Annotated in this window: 23 protein-coding genes, 2 tRNA genes and 2 pseudogenes; 16 read left to right on the top strand and 11 right to left on the bottom strand. The window is 42.0% G+C overall.

Translation table 11 applies throughout. From position 1 onward, the window contains the following. Together F6J94_RS03520 and F6J94_RS03515 are read right to left on the bottom strand one after the other, a co-directional pair. Positions 1 to 427 (bottom strand): annotated as a pseudogene (locus tag F6J94_RS03520) (Photosystem Q(B) protein 1); the annotation flags it as partial. Positions 428 to 846: 419 nt separating this feature from the next. Next, positions 847 to 1,188 (bottom strand): histidine triad nucleotide-binding protein, encoded by a 342-nt coding sequence (locus F6J94_RS03515; protein WP_075902343.1) that lies wholly within the window; start codon positions 1,186 to 1,188, stop codon positions 847 to 849. Positions 1,189 to 1,471: 283 nt separating this feature from the next. Here F6J94_RS03515 and F6J94_RS03510 point away from each other — a divergent pair, with 283 nt between their 5' ends. Together F6J94_RS03510 and F6J94_RS03505 are read left to right on the top strand one after the other, a co-directional pair. Beyond that, entirely contained in the window at positions 1,472 to 1,918 is a 447-nt protein-coding gene (locus tag F6J94_RS03510) for a hypothetical protein (RefSeq protein WP_293036901.1), read from the top strand. After that, positions 1,893 to 2,489 (top strand): phosphotransferase, encoded by a 597-nt coding sequence (locus tag F6J94_RS03505; RefSeq protein ID WP_293036899.1) that lies wholly within the window; start codon positions 1,893 to 1,895, stop codon positions 2,487 to 2,489. Before F6J94_RS03510 ends, F6J94_RS03505 begins: the two co-directional genes overlap by 26 nt. Positions 2,490 to 2,513: 24 nt before the next feature. Here F6J94_RS03505 and F6J94_RS03500 read toward each other — a convergent pair whose 3' ends face one another. After that, positions 2,514 to 2,636, bottom strand: a complete 123-nt coding sequence (locus F6J94_RS03500; protein ID WP_293036897.1) for a hypothetical protein — start codon at positions 2,634 to 2,636, stop codon at positions 2,514 to 2,516. 582 nt (positions 2,637 to 3,218) lie between these two features. Between F6J94_RS03500 and F6J94_RS03495 the strand changes: the two genes are divergently transcribed. From F6J94_RS03495 to F6J94_RS03460, 8 genes are all read left to right on the top strand, one after another. Next, positions 3,219 to 4,214 carry a sugar transferase gene (locus F6J94_RS03495; RefSeq protein WP_293036910.1) on the top strand — a complete coding sequence of 332 codons (996 nt, stop codon included), beginning with the start codon at positions 3,219 to 3,221 and terminating at the stop codon, positions 4,212 to 4,214. A gap of 96 nt (positions 4,215 to 4,310) precedes the next feature. Continuing rightward, the gene (locus F6J94_RS03490; RefSeq protein ID WP_293020021.1) at positions 4,311 to 5,456 is read left to right on the top strand and encodes a glycosyltransferase; all 1,146 of its coding nucleotides are present in this window, start codon (positions 4,311 to 4,313) and stop codon (positions 5,454 to 5,456) included. Positions 5,457 to 6,040: 584 nt separating this feature from the next. Then, a complete protein-coding gene (locus tag F6J94_RS03485) occupies positions 6,041 to 8,302 on the top strand; it encodes a polysaccharide biosynthesis tyrosine autokinase (RefSeq protein WP_293036894.1) in 2,262 nt (753 codons plus the stop codon). 141 nt (positions 8,303 to 8,443) lie between these two features. Then, positions 8,444 to 9,241, top strand: coding sequence for a heterocyst development glycosyltransferase HepC (gene hepC / locus F6J94_RS03480; protein ID WP_293036892.1), 798 nt, complete (start codon positions 8,444 to 8,446; stop codon positions 9,239 to 9,241). Between the two features lie 208 nt (positions 9,242 to 9,449). Next, entirely contained in the window at positions 9,450 to 10,523 is a 1,074-nt protein-coding gene (gmd, locus tag F6J94_RS03475; protein WP_293036890.1) for a GDP-mannose 4,6-dehydratase, read from the top strand. 319 nt (positions 10,524 to 10,842) lie between these two features. Continuing rightward, positions 10,843 to 11,103 carry a GDP-mannose 4,6-dehydratase gene (locus tag F6J94_RS03470; RefSeq protein ID WP_293036908.1) on the top strand — a complete coding sequence of 87 codons (261 nt, stop codon included), beginning with the start codon at positions 10,843 to 10,845 and terminating at the stop codon, positions 11,101 to 11,103. 232 nt (positions 11,104 to 11,335) lie between these two features. After that, positions 11,336 to 11,722: a hypothetical protein gene (locus F6J94_RS03465; RefSeq protein ID WP_293036888.1), complete on the top strand. Its 387-nt coding sequence runs from the start codon at positions 11,336 to 11,338 to the stop codon at positions 11,720 to 11,722. 21 nt (positions 11,723 to 11,743) lie between these two features. Then, positions 11,744 to 12,277 (top strand): FkbM family methyltransferase, encoded by a 534-nt coding sequence (locus tag F6J94_RS03460; RefSeq protein ID WP_367142154.1) that lies wholly within the window; start codon positions 11,744 to 11,746, stop codon positions 12,275 to 12,277. Positions 12,278 to 12,359: 82 nt separating this feature from the next. Here F6J94_RS03460 and queC read toward each other — a convergent pair whose 3' ends face one another. After that, on the bottom strand, positions 12,360 to 13,046 hold the full coding sequence (gene queC, locus F6J94_RS03455; RefSeq protein WP_293036886.1) for a 7-cyano-7-deazaguanine synthase QueC: 687 nt from the start codon (positions 13,044 to 13,046) through the stop codon (positions 12,360 to 12,362). A gap of 317 nt (positions 13,047 to 13,363) precedes the next feature. Here queC and F6J94_RS03450 point away from each other — a divergent pair, with 317 nt between their 5' ends. Then, entirely contained in the window at positions 13,364 to 14,449 is a 1,086-nt protein-coding gene (locus F6J94_RS03450) for a Gfo/Idh/MocA family oxidoreductase (protein ID WP_143727850.1), read from the top strand. A 260-nt stretch (positions 14,450 to 14,709) separates the two neighbouring features. Here F6J94_RS03450 and F6J94_RS03445 read toward each other — a convergent pair whose 3' ends face one another. Beyond that, on the bottom strand, positions 14,710 to 15,696 hold the full coding sequence (locus F6J94_RS03445; protein WP_293036884.1) for an SGNH/GDSL hydrolase family protein: 987 nt from the start codon (positions 15,694 to 15,696) through the stop codon (positions 14,710 to 14,712). Positions 15,697 to 15,894: 198 nt separating this feature from the next. Here F6J94_RS03445 and F6J94_RS03440 point away from each other — a divergent pair, with 198 nt between their 5' ends. From F6J94_RS03440 to F6J94_RS03430, 3 genes are all read left to right on the top strand, one after another. Further along, positions 15,895 to 16,035: a hypothetical protein gene (locus tag F6J94_RS03440; RefSeq protein WP_293019812.1), complete on the top strand. Its 141-nt coding sequence runs from the start codon at positions 15,895 to 15,897 to the stop codon at positions 16,033 to 16,035. A gap of 71 nt (positions 16,036 to 16,106) precedes the next feature. Beyond that, positions 16,107 to 16,191 (top strand) — tRNA-Tyr (locus tag F6J94_RS03435). 200 nt (positions 16,192 to 16,391) lie between these two features. Further along, positions 16,392 to 16,463: transfer RNA gene (locus F6J94_RS03430), tRNA-Thr, on the top strand. Between the two features lie 182 nt (positions 16,464 to 16,645). Here the strand turns inward: F6J94_RS03430 and F6J94_RS03425 are convergent. Together F6J94_RS03425 and F6J94_RS03420 are read right to left on the bottom strand one after the other, a co-directional pair. Next, positions 16,646 to 16,975, bottom strand: a complete 330-nt coding sequence (locus F6J94_RS03425; RefSeq protein WP_293036882.1) for a DUF433 domain-containing protein — start codon at positions 16,973 to 16,975, stop codon at positions 16,646 to 16,648. 239 nt (positions 16,976 to 17,214) lie between these two features. After that, positions 17,215 to 17,319, bottom strand: a pseudogene (locus F6J94_RS03420) (IS1 family transposase); the annotation flags it as partial. A gap of 90 nt (positions 17,320 to 17,409) precedes the next feature. Here F6J94_RS03420 and F6J94_RS03415 point away from each other — a divergent pair. Both F6J94_RS03415 and F6J94_RS03410 read left to right on the top strand, forming a co-directional pair. After that, positions 17,410 to 18,057, top strand: a complete 648-nt coding sequence (locus F6J94_RS03415; protein ID WP_293036880.1) for a bifunctional 4-hydroxy-2-oxoglutarate aldolase/2-dehydro-3-deoxy-phosphogluconate aldolase — start codon at positions 17,410 to 17,412, stop codon at positions 18,055 to 18,057. A gap of 97 nt (positions 18,058 to 18,154) precedes the next feature. Next, positions 18,155 to 18,628, top strand: coding sequence for a L,D-transpeptidase (locus F6J94_RS03410; RefSeq protein ID WP_293019804.1), 474 nt, complete (start codon positions 18,155 to 18,157; stop codon positions 18,626 to 18,628). Between the two features lie 48 nt (positions 18,629 to 18,676). Here F6J94_RS03410 and F6J94_RS03405 read toward each other — a convergent pair whose 3' ends face one another. From F6J94_RS03405 to F6J94_RS03390, 4 genes are all read right to left on the bottom strand, one after another. Then, positions 18,677 to 19,861, bottom strand: coding sequence for a restriction endonuclease (locus F6J94_RS03405; protein ID WP_293036878.1), 1,185 nt, complete (start codon positions 19,859 to 19,861; stop codon positions 18,677 to 18,679). Positions 19,862 to 20,013: 152 nt separating this feature from the next. After that, positions 20,014 to 21,630, bottom strand: coding sequence for an AAA family ATPase (locus F6J94_RS03400; protein ID WP_293036903.1), 1,617 nt, complete (start codon positions 21,628 to 21,630; stop codon positions 20,014 to 20,016). A 152-nt stretch (positions 21,631 to 21,782) separates the two neighbouring features. Then, the gene (locus F6J94_RS03395) at positions 21,783 to 22,244 is read right to left on the bottom strand and encodes an ASCH domain-containing protein (RefSeq protein ID WP_293036876.1); all 462 of its coding nucleotides are present in this window, start codon (positions 22,242 to 22,244) and stop codon (positions 21,783 to 21,785) included. 21 nt (positions 22,245 to 22,265) lie between these two features. Continuing rightward, complete coding sequence (locus F6J94_RS03390; protein ID WP_293036874.1) at positions 22,266 to 23,870, bottom strand: N-acetyltransferase; 1,605 nt, start codon at positions 23,868 to 23,870, stop codon at positions 22,266 to 22,268. Positions 23,871 to 23,911 lie beyond the last annotated feature (41 nt).

The following is a 23,911-nucleotide window of genomic DNA, read 5'->3' as shown; positions in this document are numbered from 1 at the left end:
AGATCCAAGGACGCATACCTAAACGGTAGCTTAGTTCCCACTCACGACCCATGTAGGCGAATACACCAATCAGGAAGTGGAACACTACCAACTGGTAAGGACCACCGTTGTATAGCCACTCATCTAATGAAGCAGCTTCCCAGATTGGGTAGAAGTGTAGGCCAATGGCGTTAGAAGAAGGAACAACAGCACCAGAGATGATGTTGTTTCCGTACATTAAGGAACCAGCAACGGGCTCGCGGATACCATCGATGTCCACAGGAGGAGCAGCGATGAAAGCAATGATGAAGCAGGTGGTAGCAGCTAGCAGGGTTGGGATCATTAATACACCAAACCAACCTACATAGAGGCGGTTGTTGGTAGAGGTGACCCAATTGCAGAACTGAGACCACACAGAGGTGTTGCTCTGCTGTAATACAGTAGTCATGTTCTAATGATTGCGGGTATGAATATGAACTTTTCGAGGTTCGTCCGGCTTGTGTGCGCCTTCATTTATATATTAAGCAATATCTAAAGATATGTAAAGGGTTTTTCGAGTAATTACCCCTCACATTATTAAATAATGTAAATAAGTAAAAATTATATTAGCTGAGTATTGACAAATTAAGATTAAGGTGATATTTGCAAAAAAAATAGTCAAAAAAATAGCGTTCGCGTAGCGTGACCTGCATGTCAATCGCTATCTTGTATGCGATCGCATACAAGTAAAGGCGCTCCATTGGCCGTAGGCCACCCTAAGCGAACGAACACCTATATATATAGAGCTTGAGCCTAGTTCTTGCGGTAAGTCCTAACTTAGAAACCAACTCAAGACTCAGCACTCAAGACTGAGCATTAAAAAAAACCTCAACCAGGAGGCCACTTCATTTGGCGTTGACCCAAGATGTGCAAATGCAGGTGATCAACCGTTTGACCACCATCAGCACCATTATTAATCACTAGTCGATAGCCATTGGTCAAACCGGCTTGCTCAGCAACTTGCTTAGCAGTTAAGAGCAGGTGTCCCATCAGGGCTTGATCTTCAGACTGAGCTGCTGCCAGTTGAGGAATGGGCTTCTTGGGAATTACCAGAATATGAACTGGTGCCTGAGGGTTAATATCCTTGAAGGCAAGGGCTAAATCGTCTTCATAAACAATATCCGCTGGAATTTCTCGGCGGATAATCTTGCTAAAGATGGTTTCGCTCATAGCAACTGCCAATACTATGTTTACTAGATCAGCTGCAATTGTGACACAAAATGTCAGGTACCTATAGCATTTTTATTTGAGTTGTGAACATAGTCGCGCTTGGGAAAGGCAAGAGGCAAGAGGCAAGAGGCAAGAGGCAAGAAAGCCGATCAAGATTTTTGGTAGCGATGCAGCGCGGTCTTGGGGGTTTCCCCCATTAGCGACTGCATCAAGACAATGGAAAGAACTTTCATTCTTGTGAGACCATAATGCCCGCGTTATAGTTCACAAAATAGTTATAATTGTGGAACCACTATCATCTGAAACGATTTCCTCATATCTATTGGATATAGGGCTGTGTACTCCGTCAGACCTAGAATCTATCCAGGTGAAATCGGCTGCCCCTGCTAAGAATTTCAATTTACTGGTGAGCTTTTCAGATCATCGTCAGCTACTGGTTAAGCAGGAAAGACCCCATAATGGTGGTCTTATAAATCATGAATTTTTCAATGAGTGGCAATTTCATCGCTGGCTGCAGCAGTTTCCGGAGCAGCACTGTCTAGCTTCATCCGTTTCCCAGATCCTTCATTTTGATCCCGATCATGGCATCCTGGTCTACAACTATCTAAATAACTATCTCGACCTGTTTAGTTTCTACTATCAAAACCAAGTTTTTCCTGAAGCGATCGCAAATGATATCGGAACAGTTTTAGGCAACCTCCATCGTGTTACCTTCAATCAACCAGAATAATGCGATCGCAGATTTGGAAACTGACTGGCATCCGAGTTGCCTAACCCACAATGACTTAAAATTGAACAACATTTTGGTTCATAGAGAGTGGGAGCAATTCTCAACATCTTCAGCACCAGATCAGAGCATGGTGCGACTGATTGATTGGGAAGGTTGTGCTTGGGGAGATCCAGCCTTTGACCTTGGAACCATAATCGCCAGCTACCTGGGTATCTGGTTAAGTAGCTTAGTGGTAGACCCCACGATTAAATTAGAAGAATCCTTGCGTCTAGCAGTGACTCCTTTGGAAGTGCTTCAACCCTCCATCGCTGCTCTAACCCAAGCCTATCTTACCGCTTTTCCCGGGATTGAGTCGGCTCGTCCCAACTGGCTTAAACGAGTAGTTCAGTTTACCGGTTTGGCACTGATTCACCAAATTCAGGCAATGATTTACTATCAGAAATCCTTCGACAATACTGGAATCTGTATGCTCCAGGTTGCCAAAAGTCTACTCTGCCGACCACAACAATCTGTGCCAACAGTTTTTGGGATCTCAGAATCAGAACTGATATCAAATCCGGTAATCCCCTAGAAAGGGTGCATCTCAGTTTTGCAATTAGGCAAAAATTCCGGCGAAAATTCCCACACTTCCCGCGCCCCCGCCCCGCGCCCCCGCCCCGCGCCCCCGCCCCACACTTCCCACACTTCCCACACTTCCCACACTTCCCACACTTCCCATCTTTTTTACAAATATGAGATGCACCCGGTATATTTACCGTCTTCAAGAAAAATTCATCAAAAATTTTTAGCTCTGTCAGGATTTTATGAAAAACTCGTGAAAGTTGTATTAGTCATTCATCCGGGATTACACAGAACACTAATTGACCAACGTCACTGCTCATAAATGAGTAATACTAAATGGTTACTTATATGGTAAAGATAGAAAATTATAAATGGGGAATTTGTATCCATTTTTTGTTTCCCACAGGTTAATTTCCTACGATTTTAAATATACCTATTACTCCGTAAAAATTTAATTGAGGGCTAAACTAGGCTTTTCTATACTAGGCACCCTTAACCAAGGCATTAGGAATCAATACTTAAAACCTAAAACCTTACTATAACCCTCAACCCAAAATTCAAAGAGTAATAAAAATTCTGACATTGCCTGAATCAAGGGCAGAGGATCCGTAGGTCTAGGTACGGTTTAAATCTATGGTGTGTAAGGATTGCGAAACTTTATACACAATTCCTACATAGTTAAAATATACTCTCTAAAAAATGACGATTTAATCGACATTATAATTCCTATTTTATCATGATGCAGTCAAGGTTAAAGACTTCTTCCCAGGCAGGGTTTATCAATGAAGCTGCTGTAGTCCAGTTACCGATCCGCCTGAGCAGACTCGAAGCAATAGAATTTAAAGAAACCTGTGATCAGCTTCTCCAAAAACCTTATTGTCCTAAGCTTATCATTGCTGACTTGAGTCAGACAGGGTTTATCGATAGTAGCGGAATTGGTGCCTTAGTCAGGAATCACAAAATCACTCAGGAAAACGGGGTCTCACTAATACTAAGGGGTATAACTCCTCCAGTTATGGCTGTGTTGGTCATGACTGGGCTAGACAAAAAATTAATTCTAGACCCCCTAGATAACCTGACAACAATAGCTGTCAATTGGTCAAAGGCTCAGTTACCCACAACTCACCCATCTACAAGCTCTTGGGCTAAGCGATGCTTAGACATAGTGGGGGGAATAGTAGGTTTAGGAATTACTGCCATATTATTTATTCCCATTGCGATCGCGATTAAACTCGACAGTCCTGGCCCAATCTTCTTTAGTCAAATTCGCTGTGGTTGGATGGGTAAAAGATTTCGGATCTGGAAATTCCGATCGATGTATACTGATGCTGAAGCCCAGAAAGATAGCGTTCAAAATCAAGCTAAGGATGCCAAGATATTCAAAAACGAAAATGACCCTAGAATCACCAGGGTGGGTCGGTTTTTGCGGAAAACTAGTTTGGATGAACTACCTCAGTTCTGGAATGTCATTAAAGGTGAAATGAGTTTGGTAGGTACTAGACCACCGGTACCTAAGGAAGTGGAAATCTATGAGGTTCCCGAGTGGCAACGGTTGAATGTTAAACCGGGAATGACTGGAGAGTGGCAGGTGCATGGGCGATCGCAAGTTCGGGATTTTGCAGATATAATTAAACTGGATTTACGCTACCAACGAAACTGGAGCTTAATGTATGACATTAAGCTCATTATCAAAACAATTTTTATCTTGTTGTCGAAAAATAATGGAGCCGTTTAGGCTCAAAAATATCTTGGTAAAATTCCGGATACAAATTAAATCTAATGGTAAATAGATTAGAGTATTCTCTAGCAATAGGTTTTCCATTAAACAAGCATGAAAGTTGCCCTAGTTCATGATTATCTAACGCAAAAGGGTGGAGCAGAACGGGTATTTGAACTGCTTTGTAAGCGCTTCCCTAGTGCTGATGTGTTCACATCCTTGTATGATGCCCAGAACACCATTGACCTAGGTGAGCGCCTAGTGCATACCACCGGACTTCAGAACATTCCAGGGTCAACGAAATACTTCAGACTCTTGGCTCCGTTTTACTATCCAGCTTTTCGAGCCTTGGATTTAGAAAATTACGATTTGATTATCAGTAGTTGTTCAAGCTTCGCAAAGGCGGTCAAGAAAAAATTAGGAGCCAAGCATGTTTGCTTTTGCCACAATGTCACCCGTTTTTTGTGGGATACGCAAACTTACCTCAAGGAGTATGGAGAATATAGAGCGTTTTCTCCTGTAATTGATAAAGTCTTCCAATTGATCAGAAAAGTAGACCTGGACTATGCCCAGGAGCCGGACATTTACATTGCTAACTCGACCACTGTCGCTCGGCGTATCCAGAATATCTATGGTAAGCCAGCCATGACGGTCAACTATCCAATTAATAGCCATAAATTTGTGTTTTCCGACCAAAAGGAAGACTTTTACCTAGTATCATCTCGTTTACTGGGTTACAAGCGTATCGATCTGATTATCGAGGCGTTTAATTGGCTAGGCTGGCCCTTATTAGTATCTGGTGATGGTCCAGAGCGAGAGCGTCTAGAATCTAAAGCTTTGGACAATATTCGATTCTTGGGATACGTCAGCGATAAACAGCGTTGTCATTTGATGGCAAAAGCTCGTGGGGTGATCGTGGCGGCTTTAGAAGATTACGGTTTAGTGCCAATCGAAGCCAACGCCAGTGGTACCCCAGTAATTGCCTACGGTGCAGGTGGTGTTTTGGATACTCAGATACCAGGGACGACAGGGGTGTTTTTTCAACGGCAAACACCGGAAGCACTCCAAGCTGCACTACTTGAGGCTAGGGAAATTCCCTGGAATTATGCCAAAATCCGAGACCATGCCCTGAGTCATTTCACTGAAGACGTTTTCTTTAACAAAGTTGGGCAAATTATTGATAAAACCGTCAGCGGGCAGCCTGTTAATTTGAGCTATTCCTTTCCCCATTCAACCAAGGTTCCCACTTTAGCTACGTGACAGGATAGTGGCTGGACTGATTTTAGATTTTAGATTTTGGATTTTGGATTTTTTCGTTGATTTCTTTGGATTTATACTGGTCGATACTCCAAAATCATCAGATCCAATCTGGTGGACTAATCAATATAGTCCTGCTCGGGTGACTGCTGATGGGTAATAGATAATATCATGTCCGGTTGACTACTTCTTTTTATACCCTTTCTCTAAAAGGGATGCAACCTATGATTGTCGGTTCATTGGTAATGGGTAATGGGTAATGGGTAATCAGGCTCCAAGTCCTAATTTCCCATTCCCAAAAGGTAGGTAAAATTTGTTGCAGGTATCCTGGATAATTTTGCTTACCAAAGATTTTTCATATTTAAATTGCAATTTAAATATTGCAATTTTTAAATGGTTAATAGTTAATTTTAAATTAACTATTTTGAAAAAAATGATAAAACCCTAGGGAATATTAACAACGTGATTAACCGGATTTTATCTCAACCGATTACTAATCATCCCGGGACTAGTTTAGACTTGATTCACTCGACTTGATGTCAATTTAACATCCAATCCAAACTTGTCAATCATTAATCTAAAATCCCATGAAGGAACTTGATTTAAACGGAGCAGCTGAAACAGATGCAGGGTATGGCCAACTGTTGGCAGTTTTGTGGCGCAGACGCTTGTGGATTATAAGTGTACTGTTGACAAGCTTGCCGATTGCCTTCTATCTCACTCTGAAGAAAGAGCCGACTTATATCAGCTCTCTACAGCTGTTGGTGGAGCCTAATTATATAGATAAAACACGAGGAATCGAGAGTCAGTTTACTGAGTCCACTGTTGATATCGATTATGCTACTCAGTTACAGCTGATGCGTAGTTCTGAATTGATTCAACGAGCAGTGGATTTGCTTCGTGATGACTACCCAGATATCACAGTCGGTGATATTAGAGGCTCCTTAAGATTAGCTCAAGTACTGCAGGGTAAAACCGAAACTAAGGTATTTCAAGCGGTCTACACAAGCAATGACCGGATTAAAACTCAAAAAGTACTGCAAGCTATTCAAAAGGTTTATCAAGATTACAACCTAGAGCAGCAGGAAATGCGGTTGAATAAAGGTCTTGCTTTTATCAATCAGCAGTTGCCAACAGCTCGTAATAATCTTGAGCAAGCTGAGCAACGGCTAGAGCAGTTTCGCAAGAGCAAAAACCTGATTGATCCCTCACAACAAGCTCTAGCTGTCAGTCAAACTCTGAATGGGATTGAACAGGAGCGCCGAGCCATCCGCGCTCAGTACATGGAAACTCAAACTCGCTACCAGGCTGTTCAGCAAAAACTGGCTCGTTCACCGCAAAATGCCTTGACCTCGTCCCGCTTGAGTCAATCTGGGCGCTATCAAAATTTGCTCAATGAAATCCAAAGAATAGAACTGGCTTTGGTGGAGCAAAGTCGGATTTATACTGAAGCTCATCCTAGTATTCAAAAATTAATTGAACAGCGTCAGAGTGTGTTTGCGCTCTTGCAGGAAGAGACTAGACGGGTTTTAGGGCAAGTTCCAACTCAACTGGTTAGCACTGGAAGTAACCTCCTGACAGAAGGACAGCTCGGTGGTGTTGATATCAATCTGGTCAACGAACTGATCACCTCGCAAATTAATCTAGTGAGTCTACAAACTCGTGATCAAGCCCTGGCCAAAACAGAGGAGGAAATCCGTATCCAACTCAGGGAATTTCCAGCCCTGATTGCTCAGTACAATCGTCTACAACCGCAAGTAGCCATTCAACAAAATACTCTGCAGCAGCTACTACAAGCACGGCAGGAGTTAAGCATCGAATTGGCTCGGGGGGGATTTAACTGGCAAGTTGTAGAAGCACCTTTACCGGGCTCGAAGACCGGTCCTAATATGACCCAAGACCTATTATTGGGTGCAGTGGTTGGGTTATTTCTCGGTGGTGTGGCTGCCTTTGTGCGGGAAGCCATGGATGATGGAATTCATACCTCTGATGATCTGAAAAATCAAGTGGCTCTACCCTTGCTAGGTATGATTCCAGAATTGCCAGAGGGTAAAATCAGTAAACCTGTTCTGAATCTTAGCTTGAGCCAGTCCGAGAAAGCACTTCCGATGATGGAACTGTTGGGATGGCGACCATTTCAGGAAGCACTGGACATGATTTATGTGAATATCCAGTTGCTCAATTCTGGTTCTGAGTGGAAATCCCTGATGGTTACGTCAGCGCTATCTGGTGAGGGCAAGTCAACTCTGGCGTTGGGTTTAGCCTTGAGTGCTGCTCGTTTACATCGACGAGTACTGCTAATTGATGTAGATATGCGCCGTCCGAGGTTGCACCAACAACTTGGCCTCTCCAATCAGGAAGGACTTTCTACTTTATTGGAAGATGATACTGCTACACCCAGCCCAGTTAGTATCTCACCTTTGGGGTCAACCATTGATGTTTTGACTGCTGGACCAACCCCAATTGACCCAGTTAAGCTGTTGGGTTCTAAACGGATGAAGAACTTAATGGCAGAGTTTCAGCAGACCTATGATCTGGTGTTGCTGGATACTCCCCCAGTGTTAGGTATGGTGGATGCACTCCAAGCAGCATCTTTGTGCCAAGGTGTGCTGATGGTAGGACGCCTAGAGCGAGTTACTCAATCTCAACTCACCCAGGCTACTGCTATACTCAGGAATTTAAACCTGATTGGAATCATTGCTAACGGGGTCAAGAGTTCTAATCAGAACTACGCTTACTATGGTTCGCGAAACAGCCATGGTGCTATTGAACCAAAGCAGCCTGTATCTGATCTTCCAGTGTCTCCACAACTAGAGCGTCAGTTAAGCAATCATGTCAAGTCTCGTTGAATTTTTTGGTTAATTGCTAATTGAAACTTGCTCATTAACAAGTTTCAAGTTTCAATTAACGAACACCTGAGAATGATACGTATTAAACCTGAGACTATCTAACCTTTGACTTTTGATTTTCGTGAAATGGAGTAACTATTGATGACGACTTCCAGAATCATACTAACAACCTCCAAAATCTCAATCCTAGATATCGATGATGAGCCAGAAGCACTCAGTTCTTTGCCTCCCTGCAAGCTCAAGTGGCGACAGAAAAAGTTGTGGGTACTCCCTCTCAAAAAAAATGAACAGCATTATTTACCTCCATTGCAAAGTCAGTCCTGGTTAAGTAATTGCTTGCAACGCTCGTCGGTAGGGCTAGTTTGTATCGACCCCAATCTGGGTGAAACAGGGTTAAAAGTTTGGACCAATGCCTGTGAGCAAGCGAAGAAGAAAGCTGTTCTAAGGGTACCCTTCAACTCAGAATTGTCTAGTAGGGAAAAACTATTCCGATCTCGACTAAGGCGGGTGATGGATTCGAGTTTAGCTGCTCTATTGCTACTGATTCTGAGTCCAGTGCTCCTGGGATTGATGTTGCTGATAGCGATTTTTTCACCAGGACCAGTCTTTTCTCGGCAATTGCTGGCTGGAGAACGGGGTAAGCTGTTCCAAGTGATTAAATTTCGCACTGAAGCTATACACAAAGGCAAAGTCACGTCTAAGATGACACATTTTGGAAAGTGGCTGCGTCAATATTGTCTGGATGGACTACCGCAGTTAGTGAATGTACTAAGGGGTGAGATGAGTTTAGTCGGACCACGTCCTTGGAAACTGGATGAGGTGATTCGGATGACCCAGGAGGAGCGGCGACAGCTGAGGTTGTTGCCAGGAATGATCAGGCTTCACCAAGAAGATATGCGATCGCATGTGTTCGATTCTCAAAGTACTCCAGTGCTGTAATAGCAATCCCTGTAGGAATTGTGAGAATTTTTGATGCCATATTCCCTACTCCCTACTCCCTACTCCCTACTCCCTACTCCCTGTAAAGTTAATAACTTCCTAACTTATTAAGTTATTAATTGCAATTTTCAATTTTGATTTGCCTTTGCCTTTGCCTTCATCCCGTACATTAGCAAACTAATTACTCTAATCAGAGTCGTGAGGAATCGTGACAGACATTAAACGAGCATTAATCACTGGCATTACCGGTCAAGATGGGTCTTATCTAGCGGAACTGCTGCTGGAAAAAGGGTACGAAGTCCATGGCATTATCCGACGCACGTCTACCTTCAACACAGATCGTATCGACCACATCTACCAAGACCCCCACAATCCCCAGACACGGTTATTTCTCCATTACGGAGACCTCACTGATGGCTTGACACTACAACGCATTCTAGAAGACGTGCAGCCGATAGAGGTGTACAACCTCGGAGCTCAGTCCCATGTGCGGGTCAGCTTTGATTCACCAGAATACACCGTCGATGCCACAGGTATGGGAACCCTGCGTTTGTTGGAAGCGGTACGGCACTATCAACAGCGGATTGGCTCTCAGGTACGCTTTTACCAGGCTGGCTCTTCTGAAATGTTTGGGCTAGTGCAGGCTGTGCCTCAGTCTGAAACTACACCGTTTTATCCCCGTAGCCCTTATGCCTGTGCAAAAGTTTACGCCCACTGGCAAACGATTAACTATCGCGAATCCTATGGGCTATTCGCCTGTAATGGTATTTTGTTTAACCACGAAAGTCCCCGGCGCGGCGAAACCTTTGTCACTCGCAAAATTACCCGTGCTTTGGCGCGCATTGTCGCTGGTAAGCAGAAAAAGCTTTACCTGGGCAATCTCGATGCCAGACGGGACTGGGGCTATGCCAAGGATTATGTCCGCGCTATGTGGCTAATGCTGCAACAACACGAACCCGATGACTATGTTGTTGCTACCGGTCAAACTCAATCAATTCGGGAGTTTCTCGATATTGCCTTTGGCTTAGTGAATTTGGATTGGCAGCAATACGTTGAAATCGATCCACGGTACTTTCGACCTGCTGAAGTAGACCTGTTGTTAGGTGATGCCACCAAGGCTAATACCATACTAGGTTGGCAACCTTCAGTGAGCTTTAAACAACTGGTTGAAATCATGGTTAATGCTGACCTTCAGGCACTAGGTATCATGCCTGTCACCTCTTGTACTCAATCCGCTGATACTGCTTTTATTCGTCAGGTTGTTACCACTGGTAATCCCTAGTAATGATATGGTCTAATCCCATTTTTAGTAATGGATTAGAGAGATAGTTAGTCGCCCTTTGGGTAATGGGTAACGGGTAATGGTTAACGGGTAATTGGGAATTGGTAATTGAGAAAAAGACTATTGCTGCTGTGAAACACTACGAGGAGAGCGCAATTCCCCATTATCCATTACCTATTAACAGACTAGTATAAGACGTTGTTGATGGATTAGCGTTGCATAAAATAAGCGATTATCCGTAGGATACGCTACGCGAACGCACTGTCTTAGAAGCAGGAATTACGCACCAAGAGCCTTAAAACCTGGTTTCTCGCTATAAATCAAAGCTCCAGAGAATTATGTGATTGCTTCCGGAGTGAATCACTCCGTTCGTGAATTAGTAGATTGTGCTTGTAGTAACGTTGGTCTTGATTATCAAGATTTTGTGGAAGTTGATCAGAGGTTTTATCGTCCAACCGAAACAGTGCCCCTTTGTGGGGATAGCTGGAAAATTCGGGATGAGCTGAATTGGAAGAGTAAAAATAAATTTCCTGATATTGTCGCGGAAATGGTGGAGAGTGATATTAGTTTTTTTAGCTAAACTTGTTTAAGTTAAGCATACCCCCCCCATCAAAATAGGTCTAAATAAAACCAGTGAGTATTCTATATAGAATTGCTGAAATAAAGCTTATTGATTCTGTAATCAGATTTACAAAATCAACTAAATTGTGGCAAGACAACCACTTCATATTTGGCTCATGGTTCCAGCTCCGCGCCTTAATTATTGATATTACTACTGTGCATTTTAATCAATATAGTTAACGAAAATACCTATGGTATTAAACGCAAATCAACTATCTGAAATAACTATTAAACTAACAGCTACCCTGACAGCAGAACCCTTAAATCAATCTCTTAACTTATGGATGGAAGATATAAATATTCCATCCAAAATAAACTTATCAAAATCTAATCAAAATGTTGAAAAAATATTTGAGAAGTCTAGTATAATATCTACTAAAAAAAATGGGATTCCTGTCATCTCCTCTAGTTTTGAAGACTGGATCAGGTCTCCTGCCAATCAGCCATTATCACCAAATCAGTCTAACTTAACGTTAGCTACCAATTTTGATATTCTTAAAGCCGAGGCATTGCTAGCTAATCATAACGATTACCATTTACAAGATAATTTAGTAATCGTTCATTTTAATGAACAATAAACCAATGAATTATATCAAGAAATATTTGAAAAACAGACCTACATTAAACATGGCATCACTATCCATGATGACGATTGTATTTTTGATATAGGGGCAAACATCGGTATGTTCACCCTGTTTGCCCAGCAAATCTGTAAAAATTCCAGACTATTTTCCTTTGAAGCCTTACCAGACGTTTTTGAACTGTTGCAGATCAATGCATCACTCTATGGCTCGAATGCCAAAGTGTTCAGTTTTGGACTTTCCAAGCACTCAAAGACTATATCTAGTATTATTCATCAACAGAACATTGAAAAAATTGATTTACTCAAAATTAATGCTGATCAACCTCAGTTAGATATCCTGGCTGGCATCAAGGAGAAGGATTGGGAAAAAATTCAGCAAATTGTGATCGAGGTTGATCAGATTACAGCAGGGATAAACCTAAAGCAAATCACAAACTTACTCCAACGGAAAGGCTACCAGTTAGTGATTGATCAAGAAGTATTGCTGGCAGATACAGGGGTTTACCGTATCTACGCCAGCCGTAACTATCAGCTAAATCAATTCTCTTAGTATCCAACAGGAATGAAAATCCCTGTTGTTCTACCAACACACTGATTACTCAGCTTACTCAGCACCCTTCACACTGAGGCACTCAGCCTTCCTGATAAGTAAGTGGATCGTCCAATCCCAACTCAGCAAAGGCAGCCAATCGCAACCGACAAGCATCACAAACACCACAAGCTAAATCGTTACCTGTGTAGCATGACCAGGTTTTTTCCCAAGGAACACCCAGCTGATTGCCTAATTGGATAATTTCGGTTTTTTTCAGGTCAATCAGAGGAGTGACAATTTTAATTCCATTGCCCTCCCTACCTTGTTTTGTGCCCAAATCAAAAGCTGTCTGCATTGCTTGGATATAATCCGGACGACAATCTGGATAGCCAGAATAATCTAAGGCATTGACACCGACATAGACTGCCTCAGCACCAATTGCTTCTGCATAGGATAAGCCAAAGCTCAGAAAAATCGTGTTACGGGCTGGAACGTAGGTAATGGGGATTTCTTGAGACATCTGCTCTAGACTACGCTCCTTGGGTAGGTCAAGGTTATCATCGGTTAACGCTGAACCTCCCCACTGCCGTAAGTCAAACCTGACTACCTGATGTTCCTTAACACCTGCTGCACTAGCAATTGCGTACGCTGATTTGAGTTCTCGTCGATGTCGCTGCTGATAATCAAAGGAAAGGGCATAACACTCATAACCGTCTCCTACTGATTGATACAAAACTGTAGCAGAGTCTAAACCTCCAGATAACAACACAATTACTTTCTTAGACATGATCCAACCAGATATCACAAGTCTCATCAGGATAATGCCTAATCAAACGTTTTGCACTGTTACTACAACTACCAATTAATAATTTCATTGCTCTGTCAACAGACAACCCACAAACTGACACATAGGGTTAGTGTTCCATATTTCGTCAAACCACAATAAGTATAGAACACATGTTTTAAAGGTTCTTTTAGCCTGAGTGGGATGGACAAAGCTTTGAAATTCTTCACATTTATAGTTGCTGTGGTACTATCTGGATGGTTAAGGCGACTTAGATTAAGTAAATCGACTTATTACCAGTGGTGGAGGAGCAAAAAAGAGTGCAGAATCGTACTTATCAAAGACATCGAGATCATCAAGTCCAGCGCAACTTACCGCAGCCAATCAAAATCGGTGTGATTGGCGTTGGCAATATGGGACAACATCATGCCCGAGTTTTGAGTCTTCTCAAAGACGTTGAAATTGTGGGTGTGGCAGACATTAACGTCGAGCGTGGTTTAAATATTGCCAGTAAGTACCGTGTTCGCTTTTTTGAAGATTATCACGATCTTCTTCCCTATGTAGAGGCGGTTTGCATTGCAGTACCGACCCGTCTACATCATGAAGTCGGGATGACTTGTCTACAAGCTGGAGTCCATATTTTAATTGAAAAACCGATTGCCGCTAGTATTGCTGAGGCAGAATCGTTAGTAAATGCAGCAGCAGAGTCCCAATGTATTCTCCAAGTTGGACATATTGAACGTTTTAACCCAGCTTTCCAGGAACTGAGCAAAGTTCTGAAGACAGAACAATTGCTCGCTGTGGAAGCTCATCGCATGAGTCCCTACTCTGACCGAGCCAATGATGTCTCGGTGGTTTTGGATCTCATGATTCATGATATAGATCTATTACTAGAATTGGTAGCCTCACCGGTGACAAGGTTAACCGCTAGTGGCAGCCGTGCTTCTGATTCCGGGTATTTAGATTACGTCACTGCTACCTTGGGGTTTGCCAATGGTATTGTTGGTACCGTCACGGCAAGTAAAGTGACACACCGAAAAATCCGTCGCATCGCTGCCCATTGCAAAAATTCTCTGACGGAAGCTGATTTCCTCAATAATGAGATTCTAATTCATCGGCAAACCACTGCCAATTATATGACCGACTATGGTCAAGTGCTTTACCGACAGGATGGTTTGATTGAGAAGGTTTATACCAGTAATATTGAACCACTCCATGCTGAGTTAGAACACTTTGTCAATTGTGTACGGGGTGGTAATCAACCTTCTGTCGGGGGTGAACAAGCCCTAAAAGCACTGCGCTTGGCAAGTTTGATTGAGCAGATGGCTCTTGATGGTCAAGTTTGGCACAACGTAGACAATGGTAATCATAAACTCCATACTTCCGTCATGACAGTTCCCTGTTAATGACTTATTGTTGATTTGTGATGATGTAGGGGTCAGTTGCACTTGTAACTGACCAAAATTACGGGAAGCCCAAGGGGGTAAGGAATAAATCAGCCAAATCCGCTTTGATAAATCCCTTCTAACCCTGACAACTAGAAGTCGCGGCTATAGGTAGGTGAAGCCTTCTCGAAGAGTACAAAGTTTGCCTGGACAGACTGACTTCAACAGGGGGTCTTTAATCCGGATTTGCGATCAACCTTTTCCCCTGTGCGTTTGAACATTTACCTGACTTGTCTTATCACTGATGAAGCTACCTGATTTGATATAACTTCACTGACTTTCTGATTTCCTTGGGGGCTAAGGTGAATGTGGTCACGGTAAAGTATTTCTGGTGTTTCGGTGTTATTGAACACTGGTAAAAAATCTAGATAAGTAATGTTGTGCTCTTGAGTAAAGCCACTCAAGCGTTTACGGGCTTTTAACTCATAGTCACGAGGTCCTTTGGTTCCAATTTCCCGCAGTAGGGGGGTCATCCCTAGCACTAACTTGGCTCCAGCAGCATCAGTTAGGGTCTTAATTTCCCCAATGGCCTTGAGATTAAAGCCAACCCGGTCTCCTGGTTCCGCTCTGACTGCTTCCATTTCAGGAATAGCTGGCGCTCTCAGGAGATAGCGACTCCAGATCTCGGCTATGGCTAGGAGGGGTTTTTGGCTGGGATAATTGCGATCGCGTCCGACTTGTACAGAAGTCGGTGCTGTAGCAAACAAGTCATCGGTATTAATCAGTAATACCACTACATGGGCGTTGAAGGTGCCAAAGCGTCGTAGATAGGCTAACTCATTTCGTGGTCCCCAAGAATTAGCAGAAGCATTAAGGACTTCGACTGTTTCAAATGGTTTCTCGTTGGTTAGACTTGGTAATACGTCTTTGGTCAGCCATAGTTCTACTTGAGATTGGAGCAGTGCTGATATGGTTTGGTCTTGGTCTGTCCACCAAGCCCCATTCGCAACAGAATCCCCCAGTAGGAACACCCGCAGCATGGATAGGGGTGGCTGAGGAGTGATGGTGGGACTGCGCATGGAATATTCATTAATGACAATGCGGTTGCCAAACCGTCTGGTGCTTTGGTTAGGGGCTAGCAAGTAGCCAATTTCCTCATCTGCCACATAAATCAGGGGATTACCGAAGCCGAGCAGCCATCGTAAACCGACCTCTAGCGCTACCAAGGAACTGACTAGCACTGCCAAGGTTAATAGCAATACTTTCACAAGAAAATCCTATATAATTTATAAATTTTTCCTATAGTTTTGTCTAGGTGTTCAGTAGTGAGATCACTTTAAAAGCCGAGTATAACCGCTCAAAGCTGAGTATACCAAGGTTAATCGGTAAATTTCCCCCTGATCTAGCCCTGGCTATAATCGACTTGTTGGTTAGATCCCTGATAACTCAAACAGGAGCGACAAACTATGTCAGACCTCAATCGTGGCATCATGAAGTTTAAAGGAGCTGATAGCCCCACAGCCGTTGTTATTTCAGCAATTCTGGTGTTGGGCAGTATCAGCGTTCTGATCTGGTGGGCATTGCACAACGCTTACAGCATTGGCTAATTACCGTCGATTTCCTTAAAAAATTGACAATTCCTAAAAGCTGTGCTAACATTTATAAATGTGAGCTAAAAGGGTCGGTGCCCGAGTGGTTAATGGGGGCGGACTGTAAATCCGTTGGCTATGCCTACGCTGGTTCAAATCCAGCCCGGCCCACCACAATGGTTTGGGATATAACCTAAATATACTTTTGATAAGTCAGTATAAAATTAGCTGATGTTAACCGTTAACTAATTACCACGACTGGTTTAGGGTCGGTAAATCAAAAGCTTATTAATTGATACCTTGGCAGAGTAAGTTTGGCCAAAGTACAATAGGCTAAATCAAACCAATAATGTAAATCTAATAATTTCAATCTAGCCCGTGTGGCTCAGTGGTAGAGCACACCCTTGGTAAGGGTGAGGTCACGAGTTCAATCCTCGTCACGGGCTTTTAAGCATAAATTAACGAGTAGTTAGCAAATTGTACAGTGACTAATTATCGGTCATCAGTGACATATTGATGTCATGGAGACACATGAAAATTTTCATCAGCCAGGAATCGAACCATTTTCAATTACCTGGAATGTCACCGTTGAAATTCTCATCGCTCAGCAAACTCAGCATAACCTTTTCTACTGATTCTGCTGAGATAGCAAACGGGTACGAATTGAGCTGAGATCAGGTTGGATACTAGACAAACGTTGCTGCACTGATTCAGCTAACTGCTCTCTCTGATTTAAGTATGTTTCTACCGCATCTTGGTGTCGAAGGTAGTAGCCAATTGTATTGTAAACATCGGACAAAGATAGAGTCGAGTATCGATGCACAATAGACTCAGGAGATGCACCATCTTGAAACGCTCGAATAACAGTATCTAGCAACACCCTTGAATTTCCAACTCGAATCGCTCCGGTTTCATCTTCTCGCAGAGGCGGTGTCTCACGTTCCAAAACGAGGCTCATAGATCAACTTTCCTAAATCCAGTATAAAACCATCGTAACTTACGTGACTAGCGCAATTGCTCAGTAAACTTAAAAACACTGTCTCAAAATTGGGCGTTGCTGAATATCGAAATGGTTTAACTATAAAGGGGAATTTTATGATAATTTAAATAATAAATAAGAAGCCTAATTGATAAATCGAAGATTTTATTGATGCAAAGCGCGAGTGGGGAGAGACTCCCAAGACCTTGCTGCATCGCTTGTTCAAATATAGAGTAGCACAGAGTGCGTGGATGTAGTCTTGCTAAATAGTGTCTCAATCTTGTATCTTCATTTTCTATGAAAGTCATATAAATTTGATTAACCCAAGTTGCTAGTTATCCAGATGCGATTTGACCGTAGGTCACGCTACGGGAACGCACAAGGGTGTTGAGGTTAACTAATGGTAACTAGAATTGAGGACTGATAACTGGTTAAACCTATTACGACAGCAGCGAGTAATTGCTGTGATTCGAGCATCCTCGAAATCCCTAGGAGAGCAGATGGCTAAGACAGTAGCCACTGGGGGTATACGGTTAATTGAAATTACCTGGAATAGCGCTGATGCTCCTGAGCTGATTAGTCAGCTCCATCGAGAATTACCCAACTGTATCATTGGTACTGGCACGATATTAAACCAATCTCAGTTACATCAGGCAATTGATGTTGGAGCGCAGTTTATCTTTAGTCCCCATGTAGATACAGCAGTTATTAAAGCAGCGGTAGCTGCTAAGGTGCCAGTGGTTCCCGGAGCACTTTCCCCCACAGAAATTGTGACAGCTTGGGATGCTGGTGCTAGCTGTGTTAAGGTGTTTCCGATTCAGGCGGTAGGTGGTGCTAGTTACATCAAATCCTTACTTGGTCCACTCGGTCACATTCCTTTAATCCCTACTGGTGGTGTTACCATAGACAATGCTCAGGAATTGATTAATATCGGAGCGATCGCTGTGGGTATTTCTGGGAATTTGTTTCCTAAATCCCTGATTGATGGGGGGAATTGGAATGCGATCGCAAAACGAGCAAAACAGCTCAAGCAACGATTAGCCCCTGATTCTCTGAGTTGAGGCTATGATGTTGGTGATTTGTTTGATTGACTGCTAAGGTTATATGTTTTTCCACTGGCTAAATCCGTTAAGAAGCTTGTTTGCCAGTTTCCCACTGATGCTAATCGCCTTGGCTGTCTGGACAACACCAGCGTTGACCAATCCTGTGAGTGAGCAAATCGCTACCAGAGTGATGGAACTACAAGATTCAGAGGAACGCTGGATTGAGATAGACCTAACTAATCAAAGGCTGATTGCTTGGGAAGGTAGACAACCGGTTTATGCAATAATTGTCTCCACTGGTAAAGATTCAACACCTACCCATCCTGGTACATTCACGATTCAATCCAAGCGTCGCAAGGACAGAATGCGTGGTGCAGATTACGATCTGGCCAATGTACCTTATGCGATGTATTACCACCGGGGCTATGCTATCCATGGGGCATACTGGCATCGTAAGTTTGGTACGCCAGTAAGTCATGGCTGTGTGAATGTAGCTGTGGATCATGCTGAGTGGTTATTTGATTGGGCCTCTGTGGGAACACCAATTGTAATTCATCAGGGCGTTGAGGAATTGGCCAATGATCAATGATATCAAGTCTGTTGAATCATGAGTCACTCTACCTGTAGGGTTTGTTTCCTATTTCTGGGTAAGTCCTGTTAATTTCTTTAGGAATAGTTCACCAGCTTCTTCCAAATTCCCATCCAGAGAAAACGTCAAGCTCCGGACTCGAATATCACGAATTTTAACATCAAGGGGTTGAGTTAAAGGAGCTGGATATACTAAAACTGCCTCTTGGCAATCTTGTGTGATGGCATAGATTACTACTTGGTTAAAGTCATCACGAGATGGACTAATAGGGATTTTATACTTAGTATCGAGAATGCAGCATGTTTTCTCAGTCGCTATCTCGTACAGTACTAAATCAATGTAAAAATATAATGTCTTGTCGATGTCTACTCTTTCGAGTATCTTAATGCCAAAGCCAGTAGGTAAGTGCGATTTTAGCCATTCAGCAACAAAGCGTTCATAGAGTTTTGCCATGTTAACTAGAAAGGGCAACATGGTATTACTACCTGTTTGATGACTTGGTCCGCTGTGTTCGAGAAAAAAGCGGCAAAGAGCATGTAACCTTTGGTAATTCTGATTGAGCCGATTATAGTTTCGTCCGATACAATCCCTAGCGCTATAAGGTTGTAGGGTGACAAGGTTTTGTAGGGCATGATAGGCTTGGCGCAACATGGGACTTACTTTAGCGCTATATAAACCCGTGCGAGAGATACAGTGGAGTGTCCAGGCGATAATCTGATTATCTTCGATGTCACTAGTATGTTCGTCGTAATGGCAGTTAAGTTTGATATCCCATGGCTTCTGGATAGTTTGCTGTACATCCAAACGCCCCCGAAGGTATGCTAGTTGACCAGTTGTAGGGATGTAGGTGCGGTAGAGTCCTTGGCGAATGCGATCGCGTATGCCATTAATGAGTATACTGACTAGGTAATCGTAAAATTCTTCTACAGATTTACAATCAATCAACCCTTCTAGAATGTGAAAGCTTCTAAGGTTATAAGCATAGTCCAGCATTCCGAAAAGATTGTTTAGGGGGACTTTCGGCTGGAGTTGGATACTCAGTTCATTGGTTAGGGGAATATAACCTACCCATCCTTGAGAGGTTAGTTGCCAGTAATCCCCAGTTTTGGAGTATTCAAGATTTACTGTGACCTGATTGCTGTATTTTTGCTGCAATTCATCGATTACGGATTCTGGAATCTGGTAGCGTGGGATCTTATCTGGCTGATACTCCGTTAGTTTAATTATTGTCATTTTTTATAGGGCTACGCCCAGGGAACAGGGAGTAGGGAGTAGGGAGTAGGGAGTAGGAGTAGGGAGTAGGGAGTAGGGGTAAGAACATTGAATTTACTTCATAAGTATTTGAAATGCTAGATTCTTAATTCTTAATTCTTAATTCTTAATTCTTAATTCTTAATTCTTAATTTTATAGTCTCCCAGCGAAATTGGTCTAGTTTGTCTCGTTGATCGAAAAAGTATTCTTCTAGATATGGCTCAATTTCCCTTTGCCAGATATCTTCAATTTCCTCAGCTATAGTTTCTAGTAGAAAGAAGGAGATTCCGAGGGAGTAGTTAGGATCTGCGATCGCATTATTTATTTGTTCCAGTATCTTAATCAATCCATTCACTGGAAAATCGGTTGTTTGGTGATATCGTCTCAGGATTTCATAGTTGGGATAGAGCCGAATAAATGCAAAGCGACGGCGAAATGCCTGATCCACTAGAGCAATAGAACGGTCTGCCGTGTTCATAGTACCGATGATCCGAACATTTTTCGGGATACTGAATAGTTGATTACTGCCAGCTAAGGGAATTTTTTGATCCCGGTACTCTAGTAGATACAATAATTCTCCAAACACACTAGCGAGGTTAGCACGATTAATTTCATCGATGATTAGAACACAAATTCCTTGCCGAGACTCAGCTTTATTACAGAATTCTATAAATCTGCCTGGAACTAAAGGATATCTCAATTCCCCATTTTGACTTTGTGGACGGATACCTTGAATAAAGTCTTCATAGGAATAGGCAGGATGGAATTGGAAAAGTTCCGTGAATCCATCACTTCCACTGATTAAATGGTTAGCAATTTTTTGAGCACTATAGGTTTTACCTGTACCTGGTGGGCCGTAAAAAATTACTTGTCCTTTGCGTTCAATAGCACGTATCCATCCCTCTAACTCTGCTATATCAAAACCAGTATCTTTAGCACAGTCGCTTACCGTATAGTCCTCTGGTAACGCCATCCTTGAACCATCAGAGGTAAATTCGATAACCTCGTCTTTACCCGGAAAATTATACCCTTTTACCGCAACTAACCAGTAGCAAAACATATCGAATAAATCATTATCCCTGAGCACTGGTACACCCGGTTGATGCATAGTGTTATCTAATGCTTTAATCAGCTTCAATCCAGCAGCATTGGCCGCTGGATAATCTGTCAGTCTCTTTCCATAGGATGTATTAACAAAATAATTGATAACCTGTCGAGAATTATCATTGATTAACAGAAACCTATCTGGTTGCAGCCCATTGAGGAGATTCGTCAGCATTTCCGTCGGAAAACCTTTAGAGTATTCCCCTGTAGAAAACTGATCACAAGCTGCTGATAACTGATTAGGATGCTTAGTGCAGCAACCAACAAATTCAAGGATGTCGTAACCAATCTGCTCTACTAACCTTTGTATCCATTTATGCTGATATCTCAGTTTTAATGGCAATCGTAATTCTAAATAATTATCACGTTTTCTAGGAATAGTTAGTATCCATGAATCATCACCCTCACCATATTGACTATTCAACGTAATCGCCAATTCTCTATCAGGGAATAGCTGAAATAGTATCGGTTCTGTTATAGCTTCTCCAGACTCCACTATGGCAGAGATAGCTTCAAAATTCCGACACCAAAGGCGACGCTGCTCTTTGTAGGTTGCCATGTGACTTAACCCAACCGGTGTGTAGGGATATGAACTAATAAATTCCTGAAATAGACTGACCAATTCAGCTTTCTTATCCCCCACCATACTATCCACCTAATTTTTTTTATTAGAACATGTTTGAGATATTAGAGACTGTTAGTTAGTCATTGATTATGAGTAATGGGTTATTGGCTTGCTATTATCCATTATCGATTCTCCATTACCCATTCCAAAATCTATTCTTACCAAACATTTAGCTAATTGATATAATGTTCTGACATAATTGCCATTTTATCCTCTACAATAGACTTAAGATGCTCAAATTGACTAGTCGTCAAGTAATGATAAGATTGTGGAGGTCTAAAGTTAGCCCATTTTGCTCTCAAATCTTGTAAGGTTACTGGTGGCTCAAAATGTTCTATGAGTTTTAAGCAAATCCCATAACCGACGGCGGCTTCCTCATAATACTCATTAAAATCTTTTTTTTCTATACCAGCATTGTCCTTTACTTTATACCAAAGGATATCCGGGCGGTCTTGAATAACGTCTTCCACTTCAAAAAAACCCGATAAAACCTTATCTGGAGCCGAGACATAAACCACAACAATATCCCCTGGTACTAATCGAGGACGCACCCGACGAAGTTCAATTTTTTTGGTTCCCTTGAATAATTGATTAGCATATTTAGGACGAATTGATAATAACAACACATTGGGCATTGTTAACACGAGTAATTTTTATTAATTTTGGGTGCATTCTCTATATATTATTGTAAATTGTTCTTGAGAAATCCGCAACGGTGATTGAAGTGTTAAACGCTTACCCAGTATTTCTTGAATTTCCGCCAAATCTATAGGATTTTTAAACAGTTCAGTATCACTAAATCGAAGCGCCATCAGCTTTTTATTAGGATCAGTTTTGGTAAGCTTCATTAAATCTTCTAATTCATATACACCCAATCGTCGAAACTGTTGATGGAGATTTTTAGGTTTATTTACGACTACTTCATCAAGTCTAGAGCACGCTCTTACCTTTCCTGTGCCGCAATACTTTTTATTATAGCTTACATACCAAAGAATTCTACCAACAACCCCTGGTTTTAAGCCACCATTACCTCGATGGCTTCGATAATAGACAAGTTCACGTTTTAGCGCCAGATCAGTTTCCGATCTCCATAGGAGCTGGTTAGCTAAGTCTTCATCGAATAATTCCTTTGCCCATTCTGCTTGAATAGGAATGATTATAGTAGGAAGATCAGCATCAATAATTTTTGCTGGCCACAGTATGCGTTCAACGTCTAGCGTTGTTTTTACCGCTGTGGTTAATTTATCAGTTTTGAGGGTATCAGCAATTTTTAGGCAAAAGTTATAATCTTGACTTCGATTCGCTAAAGTAGTGAGATAGTCTGATAATTCTGTCGCCGTAACCGCAACGGCAAGATTGGCATTTAAATAACCATCCTTAACTTTAAAAAATGCATCATCTTGAATACCGCTAAGAATAGTGTGATCCAAATAAGGTTCAGTAATTCGTGTAAATGGCAGATTTTCACGTACTGACAGGGATATAAACCAAAAAATTAAGTGCCGCGCCAGGGTTTCTTCAAGAGGACCAGATCTAACCCGAAAAATTGGCACGTTTAACTCATGATTTTTATGAGTATGATACGCAATTAAAGCTAGGGGATTTTTTTCTGACTGAAGAATAATATAACACTTAAATTTATCGGGATTAGCAATAATATAGCCCAGCCTTCCTTGAAAATTACTAAGTTTTTCTCCCTTAGCACCAACCAAAAACGTTTCACTCAAAAAACGTACTTGATCAAATTTATGAACACGTTGTCTAGTGATACCTGTGCCTGCTAATCGTACAGGCTGATAGTTAATATATTCGTGAAGATAATCTAGCTTAACAATTAAACTAGTAGGACTAAGGATTGATAAGTTAAATTCCTCATTGATAGCATCTGCGATCGCTAGTATTTGTGAATTACGAGTCAAAAAAAATGGTGCATCTGAAGCTATGGCTATAGCTAACTGACTTAGGTCAGATTTATTGATAGTTACCTGAGTTGATAACAAAACCTTGGTTAGAGCGCGACAAGCTGTTTGAAAGTCTTTCTGATTGTAGGGGAGTTGAGTAAAGGTATCGGCTAACTGGCGTTTACCATTCCTTTGTTTACTATCATCAATACTATTGATGACCTTAAATATTTCATTAGTTATACATAACTCCAAGTCAGGTTGTAACCAATCAGCTAGTAGAGAGTCGGACTCGGCCTTTGACCTAGCTTCATCTCCTTGCAAGTCAAAAAACACGCTGGTATCAATGACTGCACACAATTTAGACTCAAGTTTTTGGGTAGCAACTCAGGTAACTATCA

The sequence above is a fragment of the Moorena sp. SIO1F2 genome, from assembly GCF_010672755.1.
Classification (GTDB): domain Bacteria; phylum Cyanobacteriota; class Cyanobacteriia; order Cyanobacteriales; family Coleofasciculaceae; genus Moorena.
Note: the sequence above shows the minus strand (reverse complement) of the source record. Positions and strands in the feature narration are given on the sequence as shown.